19 protein-coding genes and 1 tRNA gene are annotated in these 17,845 nt (G+C 64.8%); 5 read left to right on the forward strand and 15 right to left on the reverse strand.

Annotated features, from left to right (window positions below):
• Positions 1-190: 190 nt before the first annotated feature.
• The 8 genes from AC1DYL_RS05525 to AC1DYL_RS05560 all read right to left on the reverse strand — a co-directional run bounded on the left by AC1DYL_RS05525 (position 191) and on the right by AC1DYL_RS05560 (position 7,530).
• Positions 191-403, reverse strand: coding sequence for a hypothetical protein (locus AC1DYL_RS05525; RefSeq protein WP_477172345.1), 213 nt, complete (start codon positions 401-403; stop codon positions 191-193).
• Between the two features lie 141 nt (positions 404-544).
• Positions 545-1,687 carry a Gfo/Idh/MocA family protein gene (locus AC1DYL_RS05530; protein ID WP_477172346.1) on the reverse strand — a complete coding sequence of 381 codons (1,143 nt, stop codon included), beginning with the start codon at positions 1,685-1,687 and terminating at the stop codon, positions 545-547.
• A gap of 4 nt (positions 1,688-1,691) precedes the next feature.
• The gene (locus tag AC1DYL_RS05535) at positions 1,692-2,438 is read right to left on the reverse strand and encodes a sugar phosphate isomerase/epimerase family protein (protein WP_477157566.1); all 747 of its coding nucleotides are present in this window, start codon (positions 2,436-2,438) and stop codon (positions 1,692-1,694) included.
• 8 nt (positions 2,439-2,446) lie between these two features.
• Positions 2,447-3,199 carry a sugar phosphate isomerase/epimerase family protein gene (locus tag AC1DYL_RS05540; protein ID WP_477151211.1) on the reverse strand — a complete coding sequence of 251 codons (753 nt, stop codon included), beginning with the start codon at positions 3,197-3,199 and terminating at the stop codon, positions 2,447-2,449.
• Positions 3,200-3,324: 125 nt separating this feature from the next.
• Positions 3,325-4,401, reverse strand: coding sequence for an ABC transporter ATP-binding protein (locus AC1DYL_RS05545; RefSeq protein WP_477172347.1), 1,077 nt, complete (start codon positions 4,399-4,401; stop codon positions 3,325-3,327).
• Between the two features lie 6 nt (positions 4,402-4,407).
• Positions 4,408-5,334, reverse strand: a complete 927-nt coding sequence (locus AC1DYL_RS05550; protein ID WP_477151104.1) for a carbohydrate ABC transporter permease — start codon at positions 5,332-5,334, stop codon at positions 4,408-4,410.
• Positions 5,331-6,170, reverse strand: coding sequence for a carbohydrate ABC transporter permease (locus AC1DYL_RS05555; protein WP_477172348.1), 840 nt, complete (start codon positions 6,168-6,170; stop codon positions 5,331-5,333). Before AC1DYL_RS05555 ends, AC1DYL_RS05550 begins: the two co-directional genes overlap by 4 nt.
• Positions 6,055-7,530, reverse strand: coding sequence for an ABC transporter substrate-binding protein (locus tag AC1DYL_RS05560; RefSeq protein ID WP_477172349.1), 1,476 nt, complete (start codon positions 7,528-7,530; stop codon positions 6,055-6,057). The genes AC1DYL_RS05555 and AC1DYL_RS05560 overlap by 116 nt, the downstream gene beginning before the upstream one ends.
• A gap of 249 nt (positions 7,531-7,779) precedes the next feature.
• Between AC1DYL_RS05560 and AC1DYL_RS05565 the strand changes: the two genes are divergently transcribed.
• From AC1DYL_RS05565 to AC1DYL_RS05575, 3 genes are all read left to right on the forward strand, one after another.
• Positions 7,780-8,805 (forward strand): LacI family DNA-binding transcriptional regulator, encoded by a 1,026-nt coding sequence (locus AC1DYL_RS05565; protein ID WP_477151107.1) that lies wholly within the window; start codon positions 7,780-7,782, stop codon positions 8,803-8,805.
• 120 nt (positions 8,806-8,925) lie between these two features.
• Positions 8,926-10,392, forward strand: a complete 1,467-nt coding sequence (locus AC1DYL_RS05570) for an ArnT family glycosyltransferase (protein ID WP_477172350.1) — start codon at positions 8,926-8,928, stop codon at positions 10,390-10,392.
• A 108-nt stretch (positions 10,393-10,500) separates the two neighbouring features.
• Positions 10,501-10,746 (forward strand): hypothetical protein, encoded by a 246-nt coding sequence (locus tag AC1DYL_RS05575; protein WP_477151109.1) that lies wholly within the window; start codon positions 10,501-10,503, stop codon positions 10,744-10,746.
• A 244-nt stretch (positions 10,747-10,990) separates the two neighbouring features.
• Here the strand turns inward: AC1DYL_RS05575 and AC1DYL_RS05580 are convergent.
• Positions 10,991-11,066 (reverse strand) — tRNA-Arg (locus AC1DYL_RS05580).
• 99 nt (positions 11,067-11,165) lie between these two features.
• Here AC1DYL_RS05580 and AC1DYL_RS05585 point away from each other — a divergent pair.
• A complete protein-coding gene (locus AC1DYL_RS05585; protein ID WP_477172351.1) occupies positions 11,166-11,954 on the forward strand; it encodes a YdcF family protein in 789 nt (262 codons plus the stop codon).
• Between the two features lie 7 nt (positions 11,955-11,961).
• Here the strand turns inward: AC1DYL_RS05585 and AC1DYL_RS05590 are convergent, their stop codons facing one another.
• Entirely contained in the window at positions 11,962-12,492 is a 531-nt protein-coding gene (locus AC1DYL_RS05590; protein ID WP_477172352.1) for an ArsR/SmtB family transcription factor, read from the reverse strand.
• Positions 12,493-12,634: 142 nt separating this feature from the next.
• Between AC1DYL_RS05590 and trhA the strand changes: the two genes are divergently transcribed.
• Positions 12,635-13,321, forward strand: a complete 687-nt coding sequence (trhA, locus tag AC1DYL_RS05595; RefSeq protein ID WP_477151111.1) for a PAQR family membrane homeostasis protein TrhA — start codon at positions 12,635-12,637, stop codon at positions 13,319-13,321.
• On the opposite strand, the gene AC1DYL_RS05600 is transcribed toward trhA, so the two are convergent.
• The 5 genes from AC1DYL_RS05600 to AC1DYL_RS05620 form a co-directional block, all read right to left on the reverse strand.
• A complete protein-coding gene (locus AC1DYL_RS05600; protein ID WP_477172353.1) occupies positions 13,308-13,778 on the reverse strand; it encodes a DUF192 domain-containing protein in 471 nt (156 codons plus the stop codon). The two genes, trhA and AC1DYL_RS05600, sit on opposite strands and share 14 nt — an antisense overlap.
• Positions 13,779-13,941: 163 nt before the next feature.
• The gene (locus AC1DYL_RS05605) at positions 13,942-14,565 is read right to left on the reverse strand and encodes a cold-shock protein (protein ID WP_477151113.1); all 624 of its coding nucleotides are present in this window, start codon (positions 14,563-14,565) and stop codon (positions 13,942-13,944) included.
• A gap of 105 nt (positions 14,566-14,670) precedes the next feature.
• Positions 14,671-16,038: a hypothetical protein gene (locus AC1DYL_RS05610; protein ID WP_477172354.1), complete on the reverse strand. Its 1,368-nt coding sequence runs from the start codon at positions 16,036-16,038 to the stop codon at positions 14,671-14,673.
• Positions 16,035-16,793, reverse strand: a complete 759-nt coding sequence (locus AC1DYL_RS05615) for an ABC transporter ATP-binding protein (protein WP_477172355.1) — start codon at positions 16,791-16,793, stop codon at positions 16,035-16,037. The genes AC1DYL_RS05610 and AC1DYL_RS05615 overlap by 4 nt, the downstream gene beginning before the upstream one ends.
• Positions 16,786-17,844 (reverse strand): FecCD family ABC transporter permease, encoded by a 1,059-nt coding sequence (locus AC1DYL_RS05620; RefSeq protein WP_477172356.1) that lies wholly within the window; start codon positions 17,842-17,844, stop codon positions 16,786-16,788. The genes AC1DYL_RS05615 and AC1DYL_RS05620 overlap by 8 nt, the downstream gene beginning before the upstream one ends.
• Position 17,845: the final 1 nt, after the last annotated feature.

Here is a 17,845-nt window from a genome sequence, read left to right on the forward strand (position 1 = left end):
CGTCTCGGCCCGATTGGAATTCCACGGGGTATTTTGCCGAGCCGCCACTGACATGTCGGGAAGGTACCTTCATGCTCGGCTCGGAACTGTCAAGGTGATGGCGAGTGGAAATGCCCGAGTGCGCATAGACTTCGGGCTATGCGATCGAGACGAAGGGCGGGCGAAGCGTTAGCGTCGCGGACCGTGAGGTCTACGCCATACGCGGCATCATCCCGTCGAGCAGTTTGACCGTGTCCTCAACGGACTGCGCCACCACCGCGTGCCTGCTGGCTCCGTTGGGCATGCGCCCGGTCGTGATCACCCAGGTCTGGCCGGAAACATCCTGCACGGCGATGACCTCGAGCGGATTGATGTAGATCGGCTTGTTGTTGTTGTGCGTGTCGGTCAATTTGCAGAGCGCCATCCAGTCCTCCTCGCGACAGACGCGTTGAGAACATCAGAGGCAGATGCCCGGTGCAATACGCAGAACCAAGATACCCACTCGGTCAAAATGGCAGGGGCCCGAGCATTTGCCCGGGCCCCTGCCTTATCCTTTGCTCTGGCCTCAGCGCAGCAGGGCGCGGGCCTCTTCGATGCCGAGGGCGGCCGGGCGTTCGCAGGTGGTCTGCAGGGTAATGACCTGGCCGGTTTCGCCGGCGCGCAGGATCGAGGTCATGACGTCGATGGCGTGCAGCGCCACGTCGAGGCCGCAGCGGGCGGCCTTGCCGGTATCGATCGAGTCCATCATGTCGGCGAGGCCGGCATTGCGGTAGTTGGCGCGCGGGTTGGGCTTGTCGAGATCCTGGTTGGCGACGCCGAAGGGATGGTCCCAGGGAGTGACCTTCTCCTTGGTGCCGGCGCGATCGGTGATCGTGACGTCGCCGTTGAAGAAGTTCGGGTCGGGCACGTAGACCGAGCCTTCAGTGCCGTAGAGCTCGATATTGTGGTGGCCATGGCTCGAGACGTCCCAGCTCGCGCCGAGCGTAACCTGGGCGCCCGAGTGGAACTCGAGGATGGCGTTGATCGTGGTCGGGGTGTTGACCTTGACCTTGGTGCCCTTGAACGGCGAGCCCTCGGTGGTGACCTCACGCTCTTCGCGCGCCTTGCTGGTGAAGGCGGTGACGCGCTTGATCGGCCCGATGAGGCTGATGAGGTCCGTGATGTAGTACGGGCCCATGTCAAGGATGGGACCGCCGCCCGGCTGGAAGAAGAAGTCCGGATTGGGGTGCCAGTGCTCCATGCCGCGGCTCATCACGTGCATGGTGCCGGACGCGATCTTGCCGACCTTGCCGCTGTCGATGATCGAGCGGGCCTGCTGATGCGCGCCACCGAGGAAGGTGTCGGGAGCCGAGCCGACCTTGAGCTTGTGCTCTTCGGCAAGCGCCTTGATCTGGATGCCCTCTTCGACGCTCAGGACGAACGGCTTCTCGGAATAGGCGTGCTTGCCGGCCGAGAGGATGTCCTTGGTGATCGAGAAGTGGGTCGCCGGGATCGTGAGGTTCACGACCACGTCGATCTCGGAGTTCTTCAGCAGCTCGTCCGGGGTCTGCGCCGCGACCTTGTACTCCTCCGCGCGCTTTTTGGCGGCCTCGGGGAGGATGTCGGCGATGGCGCGGACTTCGAGGTTCTTGAACAGCGGCGCGAGGCGGAGATAGGCGGCCGAGATGTTGCCGGCGCCCATGATGCCGACGCCATAGGTCTTTGCCATGATCTTAGGCTCCGAGGGACTTGATGAACGCGATCGAGCGCGAGGCGAAGCGGTCGATGTCGTTGGGATTGTCGTGTTCGGCGATGAAGTACGCCGCCTTGGTCTGATTACGGACGATCGGCCACAGGGTCTTCCACGGCACAACGCCCTGGCCGGCATCGGCCCAGCCATCTTCATCGGCGTTCTGGCCGGCGGGGGCGATGTCCTTGACGTGGATGGCGACGATCCGGTCGCCGAACTTCGGCAGCCAGGTCGCGGGGTCCGCCTTGCCGCGGACGATCCAGGCGACGTCGGCTTCGACGTTCACGGCCGGGGCGGCTTCGAGCAGCAGGTCCATGGCGTACTGGCCGTCGTAGGTGGCGAACTCGAAGTCGTGGTTATGGTAGCCGAAGGTGAGGCCGGCATCCTGGAACGGCTTGCCGATCTTCTGCAGCTTGTCGCCGAAGGTCTTCCAGCCATCGGCCGAGGTCGGGCGGTCAGCCTGGGCGAGCCAGGGGCAGACCACGACCTTGATGCCCAGCGTCTCGGCGAGCTTCAGGGTCTTCGATGTATCCTCGAGGTCGCCAAGGCTGATATGGGCGGTCGGCATGGTGAGGCCGTTGGCGTCGAGCTGCGCCTTCAGCGCGGCCGGGTCGGTATAGAGCGAACCGTAGCCCTCGACATGGGAGTAGCCGAGCGCGGCCACCTTCTTGAGCACGTCCGCGAGCGGGTAGTTGCGGGCGCTGAACAGCTGAAAACCGATATTCATTATGGCCTCTTTCACTTCCAGGCGTTGACGGCGGCGATCGAACGGGATGCGAAGCGGTCGACGTCGGCGGGGTTGTCGTGTTCCATCACCCAGTAGCGGGCGTTGGTGTGGGCTTTGACGGCTGCCGAAAGTGCCTGCCAGTCGAGGGTGCCGTGGCCGACATCGGCCCAGCCATCCTCGTTGGCGTTTTCGCCGGCGGGAGCGACGTCCTTGACGTGCACGGCGTTGATGCGGCGGCCGTGTTTCTTGATCCACTCGATCGGATCCTGGCCGCCCTTCACCACCCAGGCGACGTCCATTTCCCAATCGTTGTTCCCGGCGGTGTCGAGGATGATATCCATCGGCAGCTTGCCGCTCGCGGTGGGGCGGAACTCGAAATCGTGGTTGTGCCAGCCAAAGCCGAAGCCGCGCTTGCGGAAGGTCTCGCCGAGCTTGGCGAGGGTTTCACCGAGCTCGACCCACTTGCTGTCGGGCTGGCCGTCGCGCTCTTCCTTGGGGATGGCCGGGCAGTAGAGGAACTTCATGCCAAGCGTCTCGGCGGTCTTCAGCGCGGCCTCGGTGTCCTTGAGCTGCGCGAGGCCGAAATGGCCGGTCGGCATGGTGAGGCCGTGCTGCTTGAGCGAGGCGGCGAGGCTGTCGGCCTCGGCATAGAGGCCGCCAAAGCCCTCGACCTGCCTGTAGCCGAGCTTGGCGAGGCGGCCGAGCACGCCGTCCAGCGGCGGGAAATTCCGCGCGCTATAGAGCTGGAATGAAAAGTCCAACAGTAATCTCCTCCAGTAAAGCCTCCGCCCCGGTCGTTGCCGGGGCGGCGCAGTGCTGCTTTTGGTGGGCTCGTAACATCCCTACCGGCGCGCGGCTACGCGGTCGGTAAGGTGGATGAGCCGAATGGTCAGATGCGGTTGCCGCTCGCTGCGTTGAAGACGGAACCACGGCCCGGATCGAAGCCGATCAGGACCTTCTGGCCCGGCTCGAGATGCACTTCGGCGGCGGCGCGGAAGGTGAGCGACTGACCGGCGATCTTGGTCCAGGCGACGGTGTCGGCGCCCATCGGCTCGACGATCTCGATCTCCGATTCCATCTGCACCGGCATCTTCCGCGCGTCCTCGCCGACGGCGATATGTTCGGGGCGGATGCCCAGGATCGACGCACCGTTGGTCTGGTTGGCGAACTGGTAGTTGGTGAGCGGGATGTTGGCCTGGCCATCGACGCTGAGGGTCGAGCCGGCGAGATCGCCCTTGATGAAGTTCATCGAGGGGGAGCCGATGAAGCCGGCGACGAACAGGTTGACCGGCTTGTTGTAGATGGTGTGCGGGTCGGCCAGCTGCTGGATCACGCCGTTCTTCATGATGGCGATGCGATCGGCGAGGGTCATGGCCTCGATCTGATCGTGCGTCACGTAGATCATGGTGTTCTTCAGCCGCGCATGCAGCCGCTTGATCTCAACGCGGAGGTCGTTGCGGAGCTTGGCGTCGAGGTTCGACAGCGGCTCATCGAAGAGGAACACGTCCACGTCGCGCACCAGGGCGCGGCCGATGGCGACGCGCTGGCGCTGGCCGCCCGAAAGCTCGACGGGCTTCCGCTGCAGCAGCGGCTCGATCTGCAGGATTTCCGAGGCGCGCTTCACGCGGGCATCGACCTCGGCCTTGGGCATGCGGGCGACGCGCAGGCCGAAGCTGAGGTTCTTCTCCACCGTCATCTGCGGGTAGAGCGCGTAGGACTGGAACACCATGCCGATGCCGCGGTCCTTGGGCTCGTCCCAGGTGACGTTCTTGCCGGAGATGAAGATCTGCCCGTCGGACACATCGAGCAGGCCGGCGATGCAGTTGAGCAGCGTGGACTTGCCGCAACCCGAAGGCCCGAGCAGGACGATGAACTCGCCCTGGGCGACTTCGAGATCGAGCGACTCGAGCACCTTCACGTGGCCGAAGTTGAGGCTGAGATCCTTGATGGAAACGCTAGACGACATGGAGCTTTACCCCTTCACCGCACCGGCGGCGATGCCGCGGACGAACCATTTACCCGAGATGAAATAGACCACCAGCGGAACCGCTGCCGTGAGAATGGTCGCGGCCATGTTCACGTTGTATTCGCGGACGCCGGTCGTCGTGGTGACGATGTTGTTGAGCTGCACCGTCATCGGCATGTTCTCGCGGCCGGCGAAGACGGTGCCGAACAGGAAGTCGTTCCAGATGCCGGTGACCTGCAGGATGACGGCGACGATGGTGATCGGCACCGACATCGGCAGCATGATGCGCAAGAAGATGCCCCAGAACCCTGCCCCGTCGACCCGGCCGGCCTTGAACAGCTCGATCGGCAGCGAGGCGAAGAAGTTGCGGTAGAGCAGCGTCAGGATCGGCATGCCGAAGATGGTGTGGACGATCACGATGCCCGGGAGCGTGGCGAACAGATGCATTTCGCGCAGCCCGATGATCAGCGGGTAGATCACCACCTGGTAGGGCACGAAGGCGCCGAAGATCAGGATGCCGAACAGCAGTTCGGAACCCTTGTACTTCCAGAAGCTCAGGGCATAGCCGTTGATCATGGCAATGACGATCGACACCGGCACAGAGAGCGCGGTGATCTTCACCGAGTTCCAGAAGCCCGGCTTCAGGCCATCGCAATCGCGGCCTGTACAGGCGGTATCCCAGGCCTTCAGCCAGGGATCGAAGCTCAGCAGCGCCGGCCAGTTGAACAGGTGCCCCTGACGGATCTCCGGCAGCGTCTTCAGCGAGGTGACGATCATCACCCAGAGCGGCAGCAGGAAGAAGATGGCCGCCATGATCAGGAAGGCATAGACGCCGACACGGCCGATGGTGAGGTGCTTGGGCTTGGGGCCACGCGGACCGGTTACGGCAGCGGGGCTGGCGGAGATACCGCCGGAGATGGCTTCGGTGGTCATGCGGCCTTCCTCGACTTGCGGCCGGCGTTCCATTGCAGGAAGTACTGGGCGCCGATGAGCACGACGACGGGCACGAGCATCATGGTGGCAGCGGCCATGCCCTGCCCCACATTGGCGCGATCGGTGATGTGCTGGATGACATAGATGGCAGGCATCTGGGTCGAGACGCCCGGACCGCCCTGGGTCATGGCGATGACGATGTCGAAGACACGCACCACGCCGGTACACTGCAGGATGAAGGCGGTGGCGATGGCGCCCCGCATCATCGGCAATACGATGAACAGGTAGGTCTTCCAGGTCGGGATGCCGTCGACCTTGGCGGCTTTCCAGATCTCGGAGTCAACGCCGCGGAGGCCCGCCAGCATGATCGCCATGGTGACGCCGACGCCGTTCCACAGGCCGCCGAGCACGATGCCGTAGAGTGCCGTCTCCTGCTTCACCAGCGGGGCAAACTCGAAACTGGTCCAGCCGAGCTGGCGGACCGACTCCTGGATGCCGAGGTTGGGGTCGAACATCCACTGCCAGACGAGGCCGGTAACCACCAGCGACATGGCGAACGGATAGAGGAAGATCGAGCGGAACAGGTCTTCCTGCTTGATGCGCTGGTCCATGAAAACCGCGAGCAGGTAGCCCACCACCATACCGACGCCGATCGACAGCACGCCGAAGATGAGGACGTTCTGGACCGAGATGATCCACCGGTCGGTGCGCCACAGGCGCTCATACTGGGCCAGCCCGACGAAATTGAAGTTCGGGAAGACCTTGGAGTTCGTGAACGACCAGATGATCGAAAAGATGATGCAGATCACGAACACACCGACCGCCGTAACGATCATCGGTGTCGTGCCCAGCACTGACTGAATGTTGAATTTCCTGCGCGTGCGCGGTTTGCGCTCCGCTGCCGTACCGGCAAAACCAGTGGCCGCGCGTTCGCCTGGTTCGGCGATCTGGGTCATGGTTACTCCCCGCGTTGTTGAGACAACCGGCCCCGGATCCCTGCCCACCCGGATACGCCGAAAAAAGAGCCGGGCGGTGCTTTTGGCACTGGGCAACGAGGTCGTTCATCTGGCCGGTGGTGTCGTTCGACTGCCAGCGCCCCGCATCCGGGGCAATGTTGGCCGGATCCTTGATGATCTCGAGGCCCTTCTTCATGCAATCATCAGCGAGCGACATATCGACGTCGTCGCGGATCGGCATGGAGCCCTTGGCGTTGTTGAACAGCGCCTGGACCTGCGGGTTGACCATCATGGACGCCATCTTCAGCTGCGCCGCTTCAACAGCAGGATCGGCCTGCTTGGGGAACAGGAAGATGTCGCCGCCGGTGGACACCGTCGGGTGGTCGATCGGGAGCGCGAGGCAAGCGTAGTCGACACCGGCCTTCTCGCCGGCGACGCCGAACTCGCCACGGGCCCAGTCGCCCATGACCTGCAGGGCCGCCTGGTCGGTCACGACGAGATTGGTCGTGTCGTTCCAGTTGCGGTTTGCCGAGCCTTCATCGGAGAACTGCTTGAACTGACGGAACTTCTCGAACACGGCGGGCATCTCTGCCTTGGCCAGCTCGAGGTCTTTGTCCTTCAGGATCTTCTCACGCTTGTCGAGGCCGAGGAGCGAGGTCTGCAGCACGCCGAACGCGCCGTTGATCTGCCAGCTTTCGCCGCCGATGGCGAACGGGATGATGCCGGCTTCCTTGAGCTTCGGGGCTTCCGCGAGGAAGTCGTCGAAGCTGGTCGGGAGCGGCACGCCGGCCTTCTCGAACGCCGGGATCGAGGCCCAGGCCCAGTTCCAGGAGTGGATGTTCACCGGCACGCACCACCAGTGGCCGTCAACGAGGCAAGCCTCGGAGATGGACGCCGGACGGATGAAGCCAGCCCAGTTTTCCTTGGTTGCAAGATCGGTGAGATCCAGCAGCATGTTGCCGGCGATCAGTTCTTCGTACTGACGGCCGGGGTTGAACTGCGCCGCACCCGGGGGATCGCCACCGAGAATGCGCTGCAGCGTGGCCGAGCGGGCGTTTTCGCCGCCGGCGATAGCAGTATCGACCCACTTGTCGCCGCCCAGGGCGTCGAACTCTCGGGCGAACACCGACACGGCGGCCTGTTCGCCACCCGACGTCCACCAGTGAATGACTTCGACGTCCGCAGCGCGCACCGCGGTGCTGCCAAGCAGGGCGGCAGCCACCAGGGCCACCACCGACACGACTGACTTCATAATGTAGTCCTCCCAACGTTCACCCAGGAGCAGAACGCCCCTCGCGAAATTAGCGCCAGCCGCACAGGGGTCCCTCTAACGGGGTAGCCTCCGGAGCTGACTGCGTGTAATCGATTACACAATCCTTTGAACAAGATCAATGCAATCGATTTCAGGAGTTTCAGACATTCCTTGCGCGGCTGTCAAGGTCGATCTAGACAGGACGTGTGAGCAGCGGTGAGGGAGCGCTGCGAACCAATGGTTCCGACAAGAAGAACACCGACAATTCAAGACGTTGCCCGTCACGCAAGCGTGTCGGCAGCAACCGTGAGCCGTGTCCTCAGTTCGCCCGAGCGGGTGTCTGAAACGACGCGCGAGCGGGTGCATGCCGCAGTGCGCGAGACCGGCTACACGATGAACCAGGCAGCCCGTTCGCTGCGCCTGAAGGCGGCGCGGACGATTCTGATGGCGGCCCCCAATATCGGCAACCCATTCTATTCGACGATCGTGGACGCGGTGATCCGCGAGGCGTCGGCACGCGGCTACAGCGTGCTGGTGGCGAGCCGGATCGGCGACGATCCCAACCGCTGGCTCAGCGACTACCTGCTCTCCAACCGCGCCGACGGGTTGCTGCTGTTCGACGGCTCGCTCGACACCAACCGGCTGCACGGGCTGCGCGACGATGGCGTCGCCCTGCCCCTAGTCGCCGCCTATGACGAGATTCCGGACCCGAAAGTCCACTCGGTGATCACCGACAACCGGCTCGCTGCCAAGCGGGCGCTCAAGTACCTGCTCGAGCTCGGCCATACGCGCATCGGCCACGTGATCGGCCCGTCGCGCAACCAATCGACCAACGAGCGCTTCATCGGCTTCACCGAGGCGATGCAGGAGGCAGGGCTAGCGGTCCGCGAGGAATGGCTGTTCCCGGGCACCTACAACATGGAATCGGGCACCGAGGCGGCCGAGCACTTCCTCGCCAGCGGGGAACTGCCGACGGCGGTGTTCTGCGGCAACGACGAGATGGCGCTTGGGCTGATTCATCGGCTGCGCCTCGATGGCATAGACTGCCCGCGCGACATCTCGGTGATCGGCTTCGACGATATCGCGGTGGCACGCTTCTTCGACCCGCCGCTGACCACCATGCGCCAGCCGCGCGAGGATATCGGGCGGATGGCGACCCGCTCGCTGATCGACATCATCGAGGGAGTGGTGCCGGAGGACGAGCCGATCCACGTGGTGCTCACCTCCGATCTGGTGGTGCGGGAGAGCACCCGGGCGATCTAGGGCCGCGACTGCCGCCACGGCTTTTCTTTTTCAATGTACCGTATAGTACAGGCCCGGAGCAGCTTGAGGCGCAACGTGGTTCTGGACGCGAATACCGACATTGGGGCAACGGCAACAAGCATGCCGCGCCGCGATCTACTGTTGCTGCAGCTCGCTGTCGCCGGCTTCCTGCTGTTGAGGCTGGCTTACGCCGTGGTCGTTCCGCCCAATGGCGACGAGGCGTACTACTGGCTCTGGGGCGGCCACCTGCAGTTGTCGTATTTCGACCATGCCCCGATGGTCGGCTGGACCTCGGCTATCGGCAGGCTGTTGCTGGGCTGGACGCCCGCCGGTCTCCATTTCGCTCCGGTCGTCACGTCGTTCGTGCTGGCCTACGGCATCCACCGCGCCTCGCGCTGGCTGGCGCCCGAGGATCCGCAGCGCTTCTTCTGGCTGACGCTGGCAATCTACAGCGCTTCGCCGCTGCTCGACGTGCTCAGCACCCTCAACTATCCCGACCACCTGCTGATCTGCTTTTCCGCCCTCAGCCTGTTCCAGATGGGGCGGTATCTCGGCGGCGTCCTCCAGGGCAACGAACGCGTGCTGCACCTCTATCTTGGGGCGCTGTTCATGGGCCTCGCCGCGCTGAGCAAGTACAATGCGGTGATCGTTGCGGCCGGCATGCTGGCCGTGCTGATCGCCGAACCGGGACTTCGGCGCGTCTTCCGCTCCCCGCATCTCTATCTGGCTGGCGCGCTGACGCTGGTGATGACGCTGCCGGTGCTGCTCTGGAACTGGCAGCACCGCTTCGCCAGCCTCGAGCTTCACGCCGTCGATCGGATGCAGACGGACGCCGACCTGTTCACGCCGTTTACGCTGGTGCGGCTGATCATCTTCTGCGTGCTCATTTTCTCGCCGTTCCTGATCCCCGCCTTCAGCCGCTTCCTCTTCGGCAAGCTGCCGGATGGGCCGCAGAAGGGGTATCTGCTGATCGCGCGGGGTACGGCGCTGATTTCAACGCTGTGCTTCCTGCCGATGGCGGGTTGGGGTGCGATCAGCCGGCAGGTGAGCCCGCACTGGATGGTGCTCAGCTTCCTGCCGTTCCTGTTGGTTGCGCCGCTTTATGTCCGCTCGCGCTGGACCATCCGGCTGCATCTGGGATGGGGAGCGCTGTTTGCCGTTCTTGCCACCGTCTACTATCTGGGTGCGCCAATTCCGACCCAGCTGGTGCACATGAGCGACGGGGAGGCAACGATCACCTTCGGCCAGGATCAGGTGGCCGCCGCGGCAAGGCGCGCAGCCGAGCAGTATGGCGCCGAACTGATCGGGTCGACCGGCTACACCCACTCGTCACGGCTCGCCTTCGGGCTGGGTACCGATGACAACCTCGTCTCGTTCGAAGGCGGCCACAGCCAGTTGCGGCTCTGGCGCGAAGGCCACGCGGACGCGGGCAAGACTGCGATCATCGTGGTGCCGGGCAAGGCGTCTCCCGAGCGTTTCGCCCACCGTTTCGACAGCGTCGAGGACCTGGGACCGGTGACCACCACACGGTTCGGCTATCCGCTCTCGACCTACCAACTGCTGTTGGGGCGCGGGTTCAAGCCGTAACGCGGGCCTCACTCGAGCTGTGCTTATGTCCGGTCCTGTTGCTGCCGTGATCGCGGCGTAGCAACCCGTGCGGGGATTCGCGCGTTCAGGGCCGAGCGGAGGCGTTGCATGACGACGGTCAGGATACTTGTGCGGCATGACGGCGCGGGCTGGCGGATCGCCAGCCCCGGACACGATCTCGATAGCTCAGCCGGCCCCCGCCCTTACACGCAGCGTGACGAGGCGATTTCCGACGCATTGTTTGCGGCAAGAATGCTGCGCGCGCTCGGGGAGGACGCCTCGGTCTATGTCGAGAACAGCGACGGATTGCGGCTGGTGGCCGACGAGGACGTGCAGGTCTGGCGCAAGCACTGATAGACCGAGCCGGATGCCGTCCCTCGAGAGGGAACAGCATCCGACCCGCCCGGGCCGCGGGTGGTGGACGCGTGACCGGGGTAGACCAATAAGAGGCAACCTGCGTGCCTGTCACAATGGGGACTAAAGTCCGTACGCCACTGTTTCCGCTGGTAAAAACTGCTGGAAGGCAGAGCGAACAAGGCGACGTGTTCGACAAGCCAACACAAGCGCTGCCTGACCGGCTGCGCCGGATGAACTATGGTGGCGACCTCGGCAGGATTCGAACCTGCGACCAACAGCTTAGAAGGCTGCTGCTCTATCCCCTGAGCTACGAGGCCGTGGCGCGGGTGTAGCGCAATCGGGCCGGATTGTCAGGCCTCGGGTTTGCCGATTCCCGGGCGCGGTGGCAGGGTGCGCCAACACGCGAGGACCCTGCCTTGTTTCCTTATATCACGCGCATCTTCTGGCTGCTGGTGCAGCCGTTGTCGCTGGTCGTGCTGCTGCTCGTCGCCGGGTTGCTGCTGAGCTGGCTGAAGCGGCGGTGGCCTGCCCGGGTACTGGTCGGATTGGCGGCGCTCCTGCTGTTCGTGTTCAGCTTCACCACCTTCGGCTACCTGCTGATCACGCCGCTCGAGCAGCGCTTCGTGCGGCCGGCGGAGCCAGCGCGGATCGATGGCATCGTGGTGCTGGGCGGTGGCATGGATGGCGAGGTGAACTCGGTGCGCGGCGGATACGAACTCAACCGCTCGGGCGACCGCTTCGTCGAGACGTTGCGGCTGGCGCTGCGGCATCCAGATGCCAGGATCGTCATCGCGGGCGGGCCGGCGGCGCTGGTGCAGCAGGAACCGGAGGCGCTGGCGGGCAAGCGATTCTTCGAGGCGTTCGGGATTGCTCCCCAGCGCATCGTGATGGACGACAAGTCGCGGAACACCGAGGAAAACGCCCAGTATGCCAAGGAACTCGCCGGGGTGACCGAGGGCCAGACCTGGCTGCTGGTCACCTCCGCCTTCCACATGCCGCGTGCTGTCGGGCTGTTCCGCAGGGCCGATTTTGCCGTCGTGCCATGGCCCGCGGACTATCTCGCCAGCGGCGCCGAGGGGGTGCGGATCAAGCCGGATCAGTCGACCGAGAACATCTCGGTCAGCAACCTGGCGCTGCGCGAGTGGGCGGGGCTGCTCGGGTACTACATGACTCGGCGAATCGACGAATTGGTGCCCGGGCCGTAGGCCCAGACTACAGGTCGAAGAACGACAGCTGCGGGGCCTGCTTTGGCGGTGGCGGTGCGACGGGTTCGGCCGCGACCTTCGGCTTGGCCGTGCGCCGCTTGGCCGGAGCCTTCGGCTCGGCCAAGACGATCGGCTCGGCCGCGGGCTCCGGCACGACTGGTGCCGGTTCCGGTAGTACGATTGGCTCGGCGACAATGACGGGAACTTCGATCGCGGCCGGAGCCTCGGCCACGGCAGCGGCGACTTCAGCCACGACGGCCTTCTTGCCCTTGCCCGCCTTGCGCTGGTGCGTCTCGAGCCAGGCGATGCCGGCTTTCAGTTCGTCGCGCTGGAACGAATAGAGGTTCTCGCGGCCCTGCTTCACTTCCCTCACAAGGCCCGCTTCCTTCAGCACCCTGAGGTGCCGCGAGATGGCCGGACGGCTGATGTCGAAGGCGCCGGCGAGCTCATGGACGGGCCGCGGCTTGTCGTGCAGCATCTCGAGCACGCGCAGGCGGGTCGGGTCGGCGAGAGCTGAAAAGAGGTCGGCGAGACTCATTTTGTCTTCCGAAACAACGAGGTGCGCGGACAGTTGTAACAACTGCGTTACGTGTCAAGCCGACAGGGTAAGGAATAGGTTGACTGTGACAGTCCGATGACGGGATTGTCACAGCTTATTTGCGCGAGAGACCCGACGAGCCGTGACGACCGAGACGACAATTGCCCGAACCTGGTGGACCAGAGGTCGCCCCTTCACCCTGCCCGAGCTGATCGCCGACGGGGTGGTGCATGGCATCGGCATCGTCGTGGCGGTGGCGCTCGGGGCGGTGCTGCTGGCGTTCGCCGGCTACGAGACGGCGCCGAACGAGTTGCCGGCGCTGGTGCTTTATGTCGGCAGCCTGCTGCTGGTGCTCAGCATCTCGCTCGCCTTCAACCTCTGTCCGATCGCCTCGCCCGCCAAGCGCACGCTGGCTCGGCTCGATCAGGCGGCGATCTTCCTGTTCATTGCCGGTACCTACACGCCGTTCCTGGTGCTGCTGGGTGCGACGCCGTCGAGCATCCTGGTCGGGCTGCTGATCTGGGGCGCGGCGCTGACCGGAATGGCGCTGAAGCTGTTCGTGCCGCACCGCTTCGGGCGCGGCGCGATCGTGCTCTATCTCGGGATCGGCTGGAGCGGCGTGTTCGTGTTCCAGGCGCTGGCCTCGCACCTGCCCTCCACCGCCCTGTGGCTGCTGGTGGCGGGCGGTCTCTGCTACAGCGTCGGGCTGATCTTCCACCTGTGGGAACGGCTGACCTTCCACAACGCGGTGTGGCACAGCTTCGTCGTCGCCGGCGCCAGCCTGCACCTCATCGCGGTGCTCGACTGCATGGTGATCAGCCGGCTTTAGCGCCATTCTTGATCCGGTCGTGGACGACGAGGTCTCCGGCCGCGATCCCGAGTTCCTTGGCGCGGCCGCCGGGGATTTCGAGGACAAACATTACCGGGCCGTCCGACGGGATCGAGGTGAGGTCGCGCGGGCGGGCGTTGGCGTGGATGTTGGCGACCAGCCCCTCGGGCGTGATGAACACCATGTCGAGCGGGATCAGCGTATTGCTCATCCAGAAGCTGACCTCGCGGGTCTCCTTGAAGTCGAACAGCATGCCGGCATCAGGTGCGAGAGATTCGCGGAACATCAGCCCTTTGGCACGCGTCTCGGGCGTATCGACCACCTCGACGGTGAAGGGGTGATCGCCGTTCTTCGACTTGATCACCAGCCGGTTGTCGTCGGCACAGGCGGTGAGCGTGAGAAGCAGTAAGGCGACAAATGCGCCGTGCAGGGCCCGGAGGATGTTCATGGAGAGCATGGGGTTGGTCTGAGTTGCCCGCAGCTTAGCGGAGCGGCCGCGGTTCGCAAACACCGGTGCTGCAGATGATCGCCTTCTACCCTTGTGGGAGAAGGCAAACGGTGCCCGGCGAAAGTGAGAAGTAAGGCGGCCCCTCCCCCGCCACGCGGGGAGGATCAAGAAGTCAGTGCGAGGACGGAGCGTCGCCCCAGCCGTCGGGACGGATCTCCGCAACCATCAGGCCCTTGGGGCCCTGCCCGTAGCGCACCAGCACGTGCTGGCCGGGGCGCAGTTCGGTGATGCCGAAGCGGCGCAGGGTTTCCATGTGGACGAAGATGTCCGGAGCGCCGTCGCCGGCGGAAAGGAAACCGAAGCCACGGATGCGGTTGAACCACTTCACCTCGAGCCGCTCGAGGCGGCTGCTCGGCTCCACGGTGACGTGGGTGCGCGGCGCCGGCATCTGGGCCGGGTGCTTGGCGGTCGAGTCGTCCATCGAGAGGATGCGGAAGGCCTGCAGCCCACCGGGGCGGGCCAGCGCTTCAACGACGATGCGGGAGCCTTCGTAGGCGGTCTGGTAGCCATCGCGCCGCAGGCAGGTCACATGCAGGAGAACGTCCGGGCGCCCATCGTCCGGGACGATGAAGCCAAAACCCTTGGCGACGTCGAACCACTTGATCGAGCCCACCACCTCAATAACATCGAGGCTGGTATCCCCGCCGTGTTCGGACGCCGGGTGCTGACCGAGCGGGCTGGTCTCGTCGGACCGGTACCCGGGTTCGTCACCGTCGGCTGTAAATTTGGCCCCCATGCCCTCAAGCCTTTTCGTACTCGCCCCGCCGCTAGTCGGGGTACGCCACACAGCAAACACTGTGTCCGATTCAGCTTGGGAAGTTAAGAAGCGTTTACGATTTTGTCAGGGGTTTTTCGCAACGGGCTCCGGAAGTGAAGAATTACTGCCAACAAGTGTTGCAAGAATGGGTAACTGCCCGGGTCGCACCGTCGGGTTGATCACCGAACGCCCCGCCAGTTTGGCGCAGATATGCGCCACCAGCGCGAATGTGTGCGGGCCGTGGTCGGGGTAGCGAATCATATTGTCGCCGTTGTGCATGAAGACATAGCCGCCCTGACCGTCGTCGGTGGGGTAGCGCCACAGCCAGTCGGCTGGCTTCGGGTCCTCGGCTGGGCCGACATCGGTCAGCCAGATGCCGCCCGGCGGCACCTCGGTCCAACCGCGCGCATATTGGCCCACCACCCCGCACCAGGCATCGAACTGCTCGTCCATTTCGGCGAAGAATCCGAGCGGGTCGTTCCGCACCCGTACATGCAGGTTGGTGAAGGGACGCCCCGGCACGGCCGTGAACGGCGTGAGGAATGGCAGCCACGCTATCGACGGTTCCGAGTTGATGACGAGGTGGCGCCCGCTGGCGAGGAACGCCAGGAGGATGTCCTGCTTGGTCCGGAGCAGGAACTGGTCCTGGTTGTTGGGGATATAGAGGATGTCGGTTTCCTCGAGCGCCTCCGGCGTCAGCTCGGTGGCCGGCAGATAGCTGAGCATCCCGCCCTGGTTGGCGATGCTATCGGCCAGCCCTTCCGGCTCCCACTCGGTCTCGTGGTGGAAGCACTGGAGGTAGGTGACGCGGAAATTGCGCTCCCGCACGATGCCGAGCTCGCGGTTCAGCCAGGGATAGAAGCCATCGAGGAAGCGTTTGGTGGCGGGCATGAAGCGCTCGCCATTGTGGAGGTGCGGATCGAGCGTCGAGACAATCAGTCGCCCACCGTTGGGGAGGTCGCGGAAGTCTAGGAACAGGCTGCCGCTGTCGTCGGTGAGGTTCAGCGCCGAGGTCGCCCTGTCGTTGAGCTCGAACACGCCGTTCCAGTGCCACCCCATGTCGCGCAGCGGGATGGACTCGCAGATCGGGTGATGCGGTTCGGGCTGGTGCAGCTCGAGCTTCGTGCCCGGCTTCTGCCACCATAGCCAATCCTCGACGAAGGTCGGCTGCCATTTGAGCTGGACCACGTCGATCATCTCGGCCGTTGCCTCACCGCCGAAGATGATCAGGAAGCCGCCCCGCCGGACGTAGTCGTTGAGCTGCTTCGCATGCGCCCTCAGCGCTGCGTCGTCCATCGCATCGGGCACCACGACTGCTGCGTATTTCGAAAGGTCGTGGCGCGGCAGATCGCCCAGATAGATCATGTCATCGAGCAGCGCCGAAAAGTCCTGGAAACTGCGCATCTGGCAGGCATTGCCCCAGGTCAGGTAGGCGATCTTCTTGTGCGTCACGGTGAAAGTCCGTTGGTTGGGTCGAGGAAGCGCGGCACGAAGGTGCGGGCGCCGCTATCGGTGAAGTGCGCGTCGAGCACGGGCAGCCCGTAGAGCTCGGAGAGGCGCGGAGCGGTGAGCATGTCGGCGGCCGGGCCGAAGTCGTACCGCCCCGGCCCGCGCAGCAGCAGCACGTCGTCGGCGACGTCGAGGGCGTGCTGCGGGGCATGGGTGGAGAAGACGATGGTCAGCCCACGCTCGGCCCGCAACTGGGCCAGCAGTTGGATGACGATCGCCTGGTTGCGGTAGTCGAGCGCGGCGCAGGGCTCATCTAGGATCAGCACGCTGCACTCCGACACCAGCGCCTGGGCGATGATCGCAAGTTGCCGCTGGCCGCCGGAAAGCGAGTTGAACTTGCGATCGGCGAGGTCGGCAATGCCGAGCCGGTCGAGTTCCAGTGCCACCGCTTCGAAGTCGGCCTTGCGCGGCGATCCGAGCAGGCCGATCTGCCGCGCCCGCCCCATCAGCACCACGTCGGCGACGGTGTAGTCGAAGGCGAGATCGAACAGTTGCGGCACGTAGCCGATGCGAGCGGCGACGCCGACCGTGCCGCGCGACGGACGCAGCGTACCGATCAGCGCGTTCAGCAGCGTGGTCTTGCCGACGCCGTTGGGACCAAGGATGCCGAGGATACGGCCGCCGGCGATGCTGAAGCCCAGCCGGTCGACGACGAGATTCGGGCCGCGCCGCAGCGCCAGGTCGTGGACCTCAATCATCGCGCCACCCGCCCTTGCTGTGAACGCGCCTGAGGATCACGGCGAACACGGGAACACCAACCAGCGCGGTGATGATGCCGATCGGGATCTCCGCCACGCTGGCGGTGCGCGCTACATTGTCGACGCCGAGCATGTAGATGCCGCCGATCAGCCCGGCCACCGGCAGCAACCGGCGATGGTCGGCGCCGACCAGCACGCGCGCCACGTGCGGCACGATCAGCCCGACCCAGCCGATCATGCCCGAGGTGGCGACCACGCCAGCCGAGATGCAGGCGGTGCCGACGAGCACGGTCCACTGTACCAGCGCCACGGGAGAGCCGAGCGCGCGGGCCTTGTCCTCGCCGAGCGAGACGATGTTGATCTGGAAGCGCAGCAGATAGATCACCAGCGCCGCCGGGATGATGGCCATGCCGAGCAGCAACAGATCCCAGTAGCTGGTGGAGGCGAGGCTGCCCATGAGCCAGTAGGTGATCGCCGGCAGCTTCTGGTGCGGATCGGCGAGGAGCTTGGCGATCGAGATGGCGGCTTCGAAGAAGGCAGAAACGACGACACCGGCGAGAACGAGGGTGAGGATCGAGGTTCGCCCCCTCACCGTCGCTAGCGCCCGCACCGCGATGACGCTGCCGATGCCGCAGAAGAACGACAGCGCCAGCAGCCCTGCCCCGTCGATATCGAGGAGGATCGCCAGCGTGCCGCCGAAGCCGGCGCCGGCCGTGACCCCGACGATGCCGGGATCGACCAGCGGATTGCGGAACAGCCCCTGCAGCGCGGCGCCCGAAACCGAGAGCCCGAAGCCGACCAGCACCGCCGCGAGGATGCGGGGCAGCCGGATCATCTCCACCACGCTCTCCTGCACGGCGGTCCAGTTCGGGGTCCCGACAGGAACGACATTGTCGATCAGGATGGCGGCGACGTCGGGGACGGTCAGACCGTAGCGGCCGATGGTCACCGAATAGAGGACGAACAGGATCAGCAGGGCCAGGCAGATGAGCGCGACAGGCATCGTCCTGTCGCGCCCCGCAACGACCACCGCGTGGGCGGTGTCGGTCATC

It is taken from the genome of Devosia sp. P1_H9 (assembly GCF_056405135.1).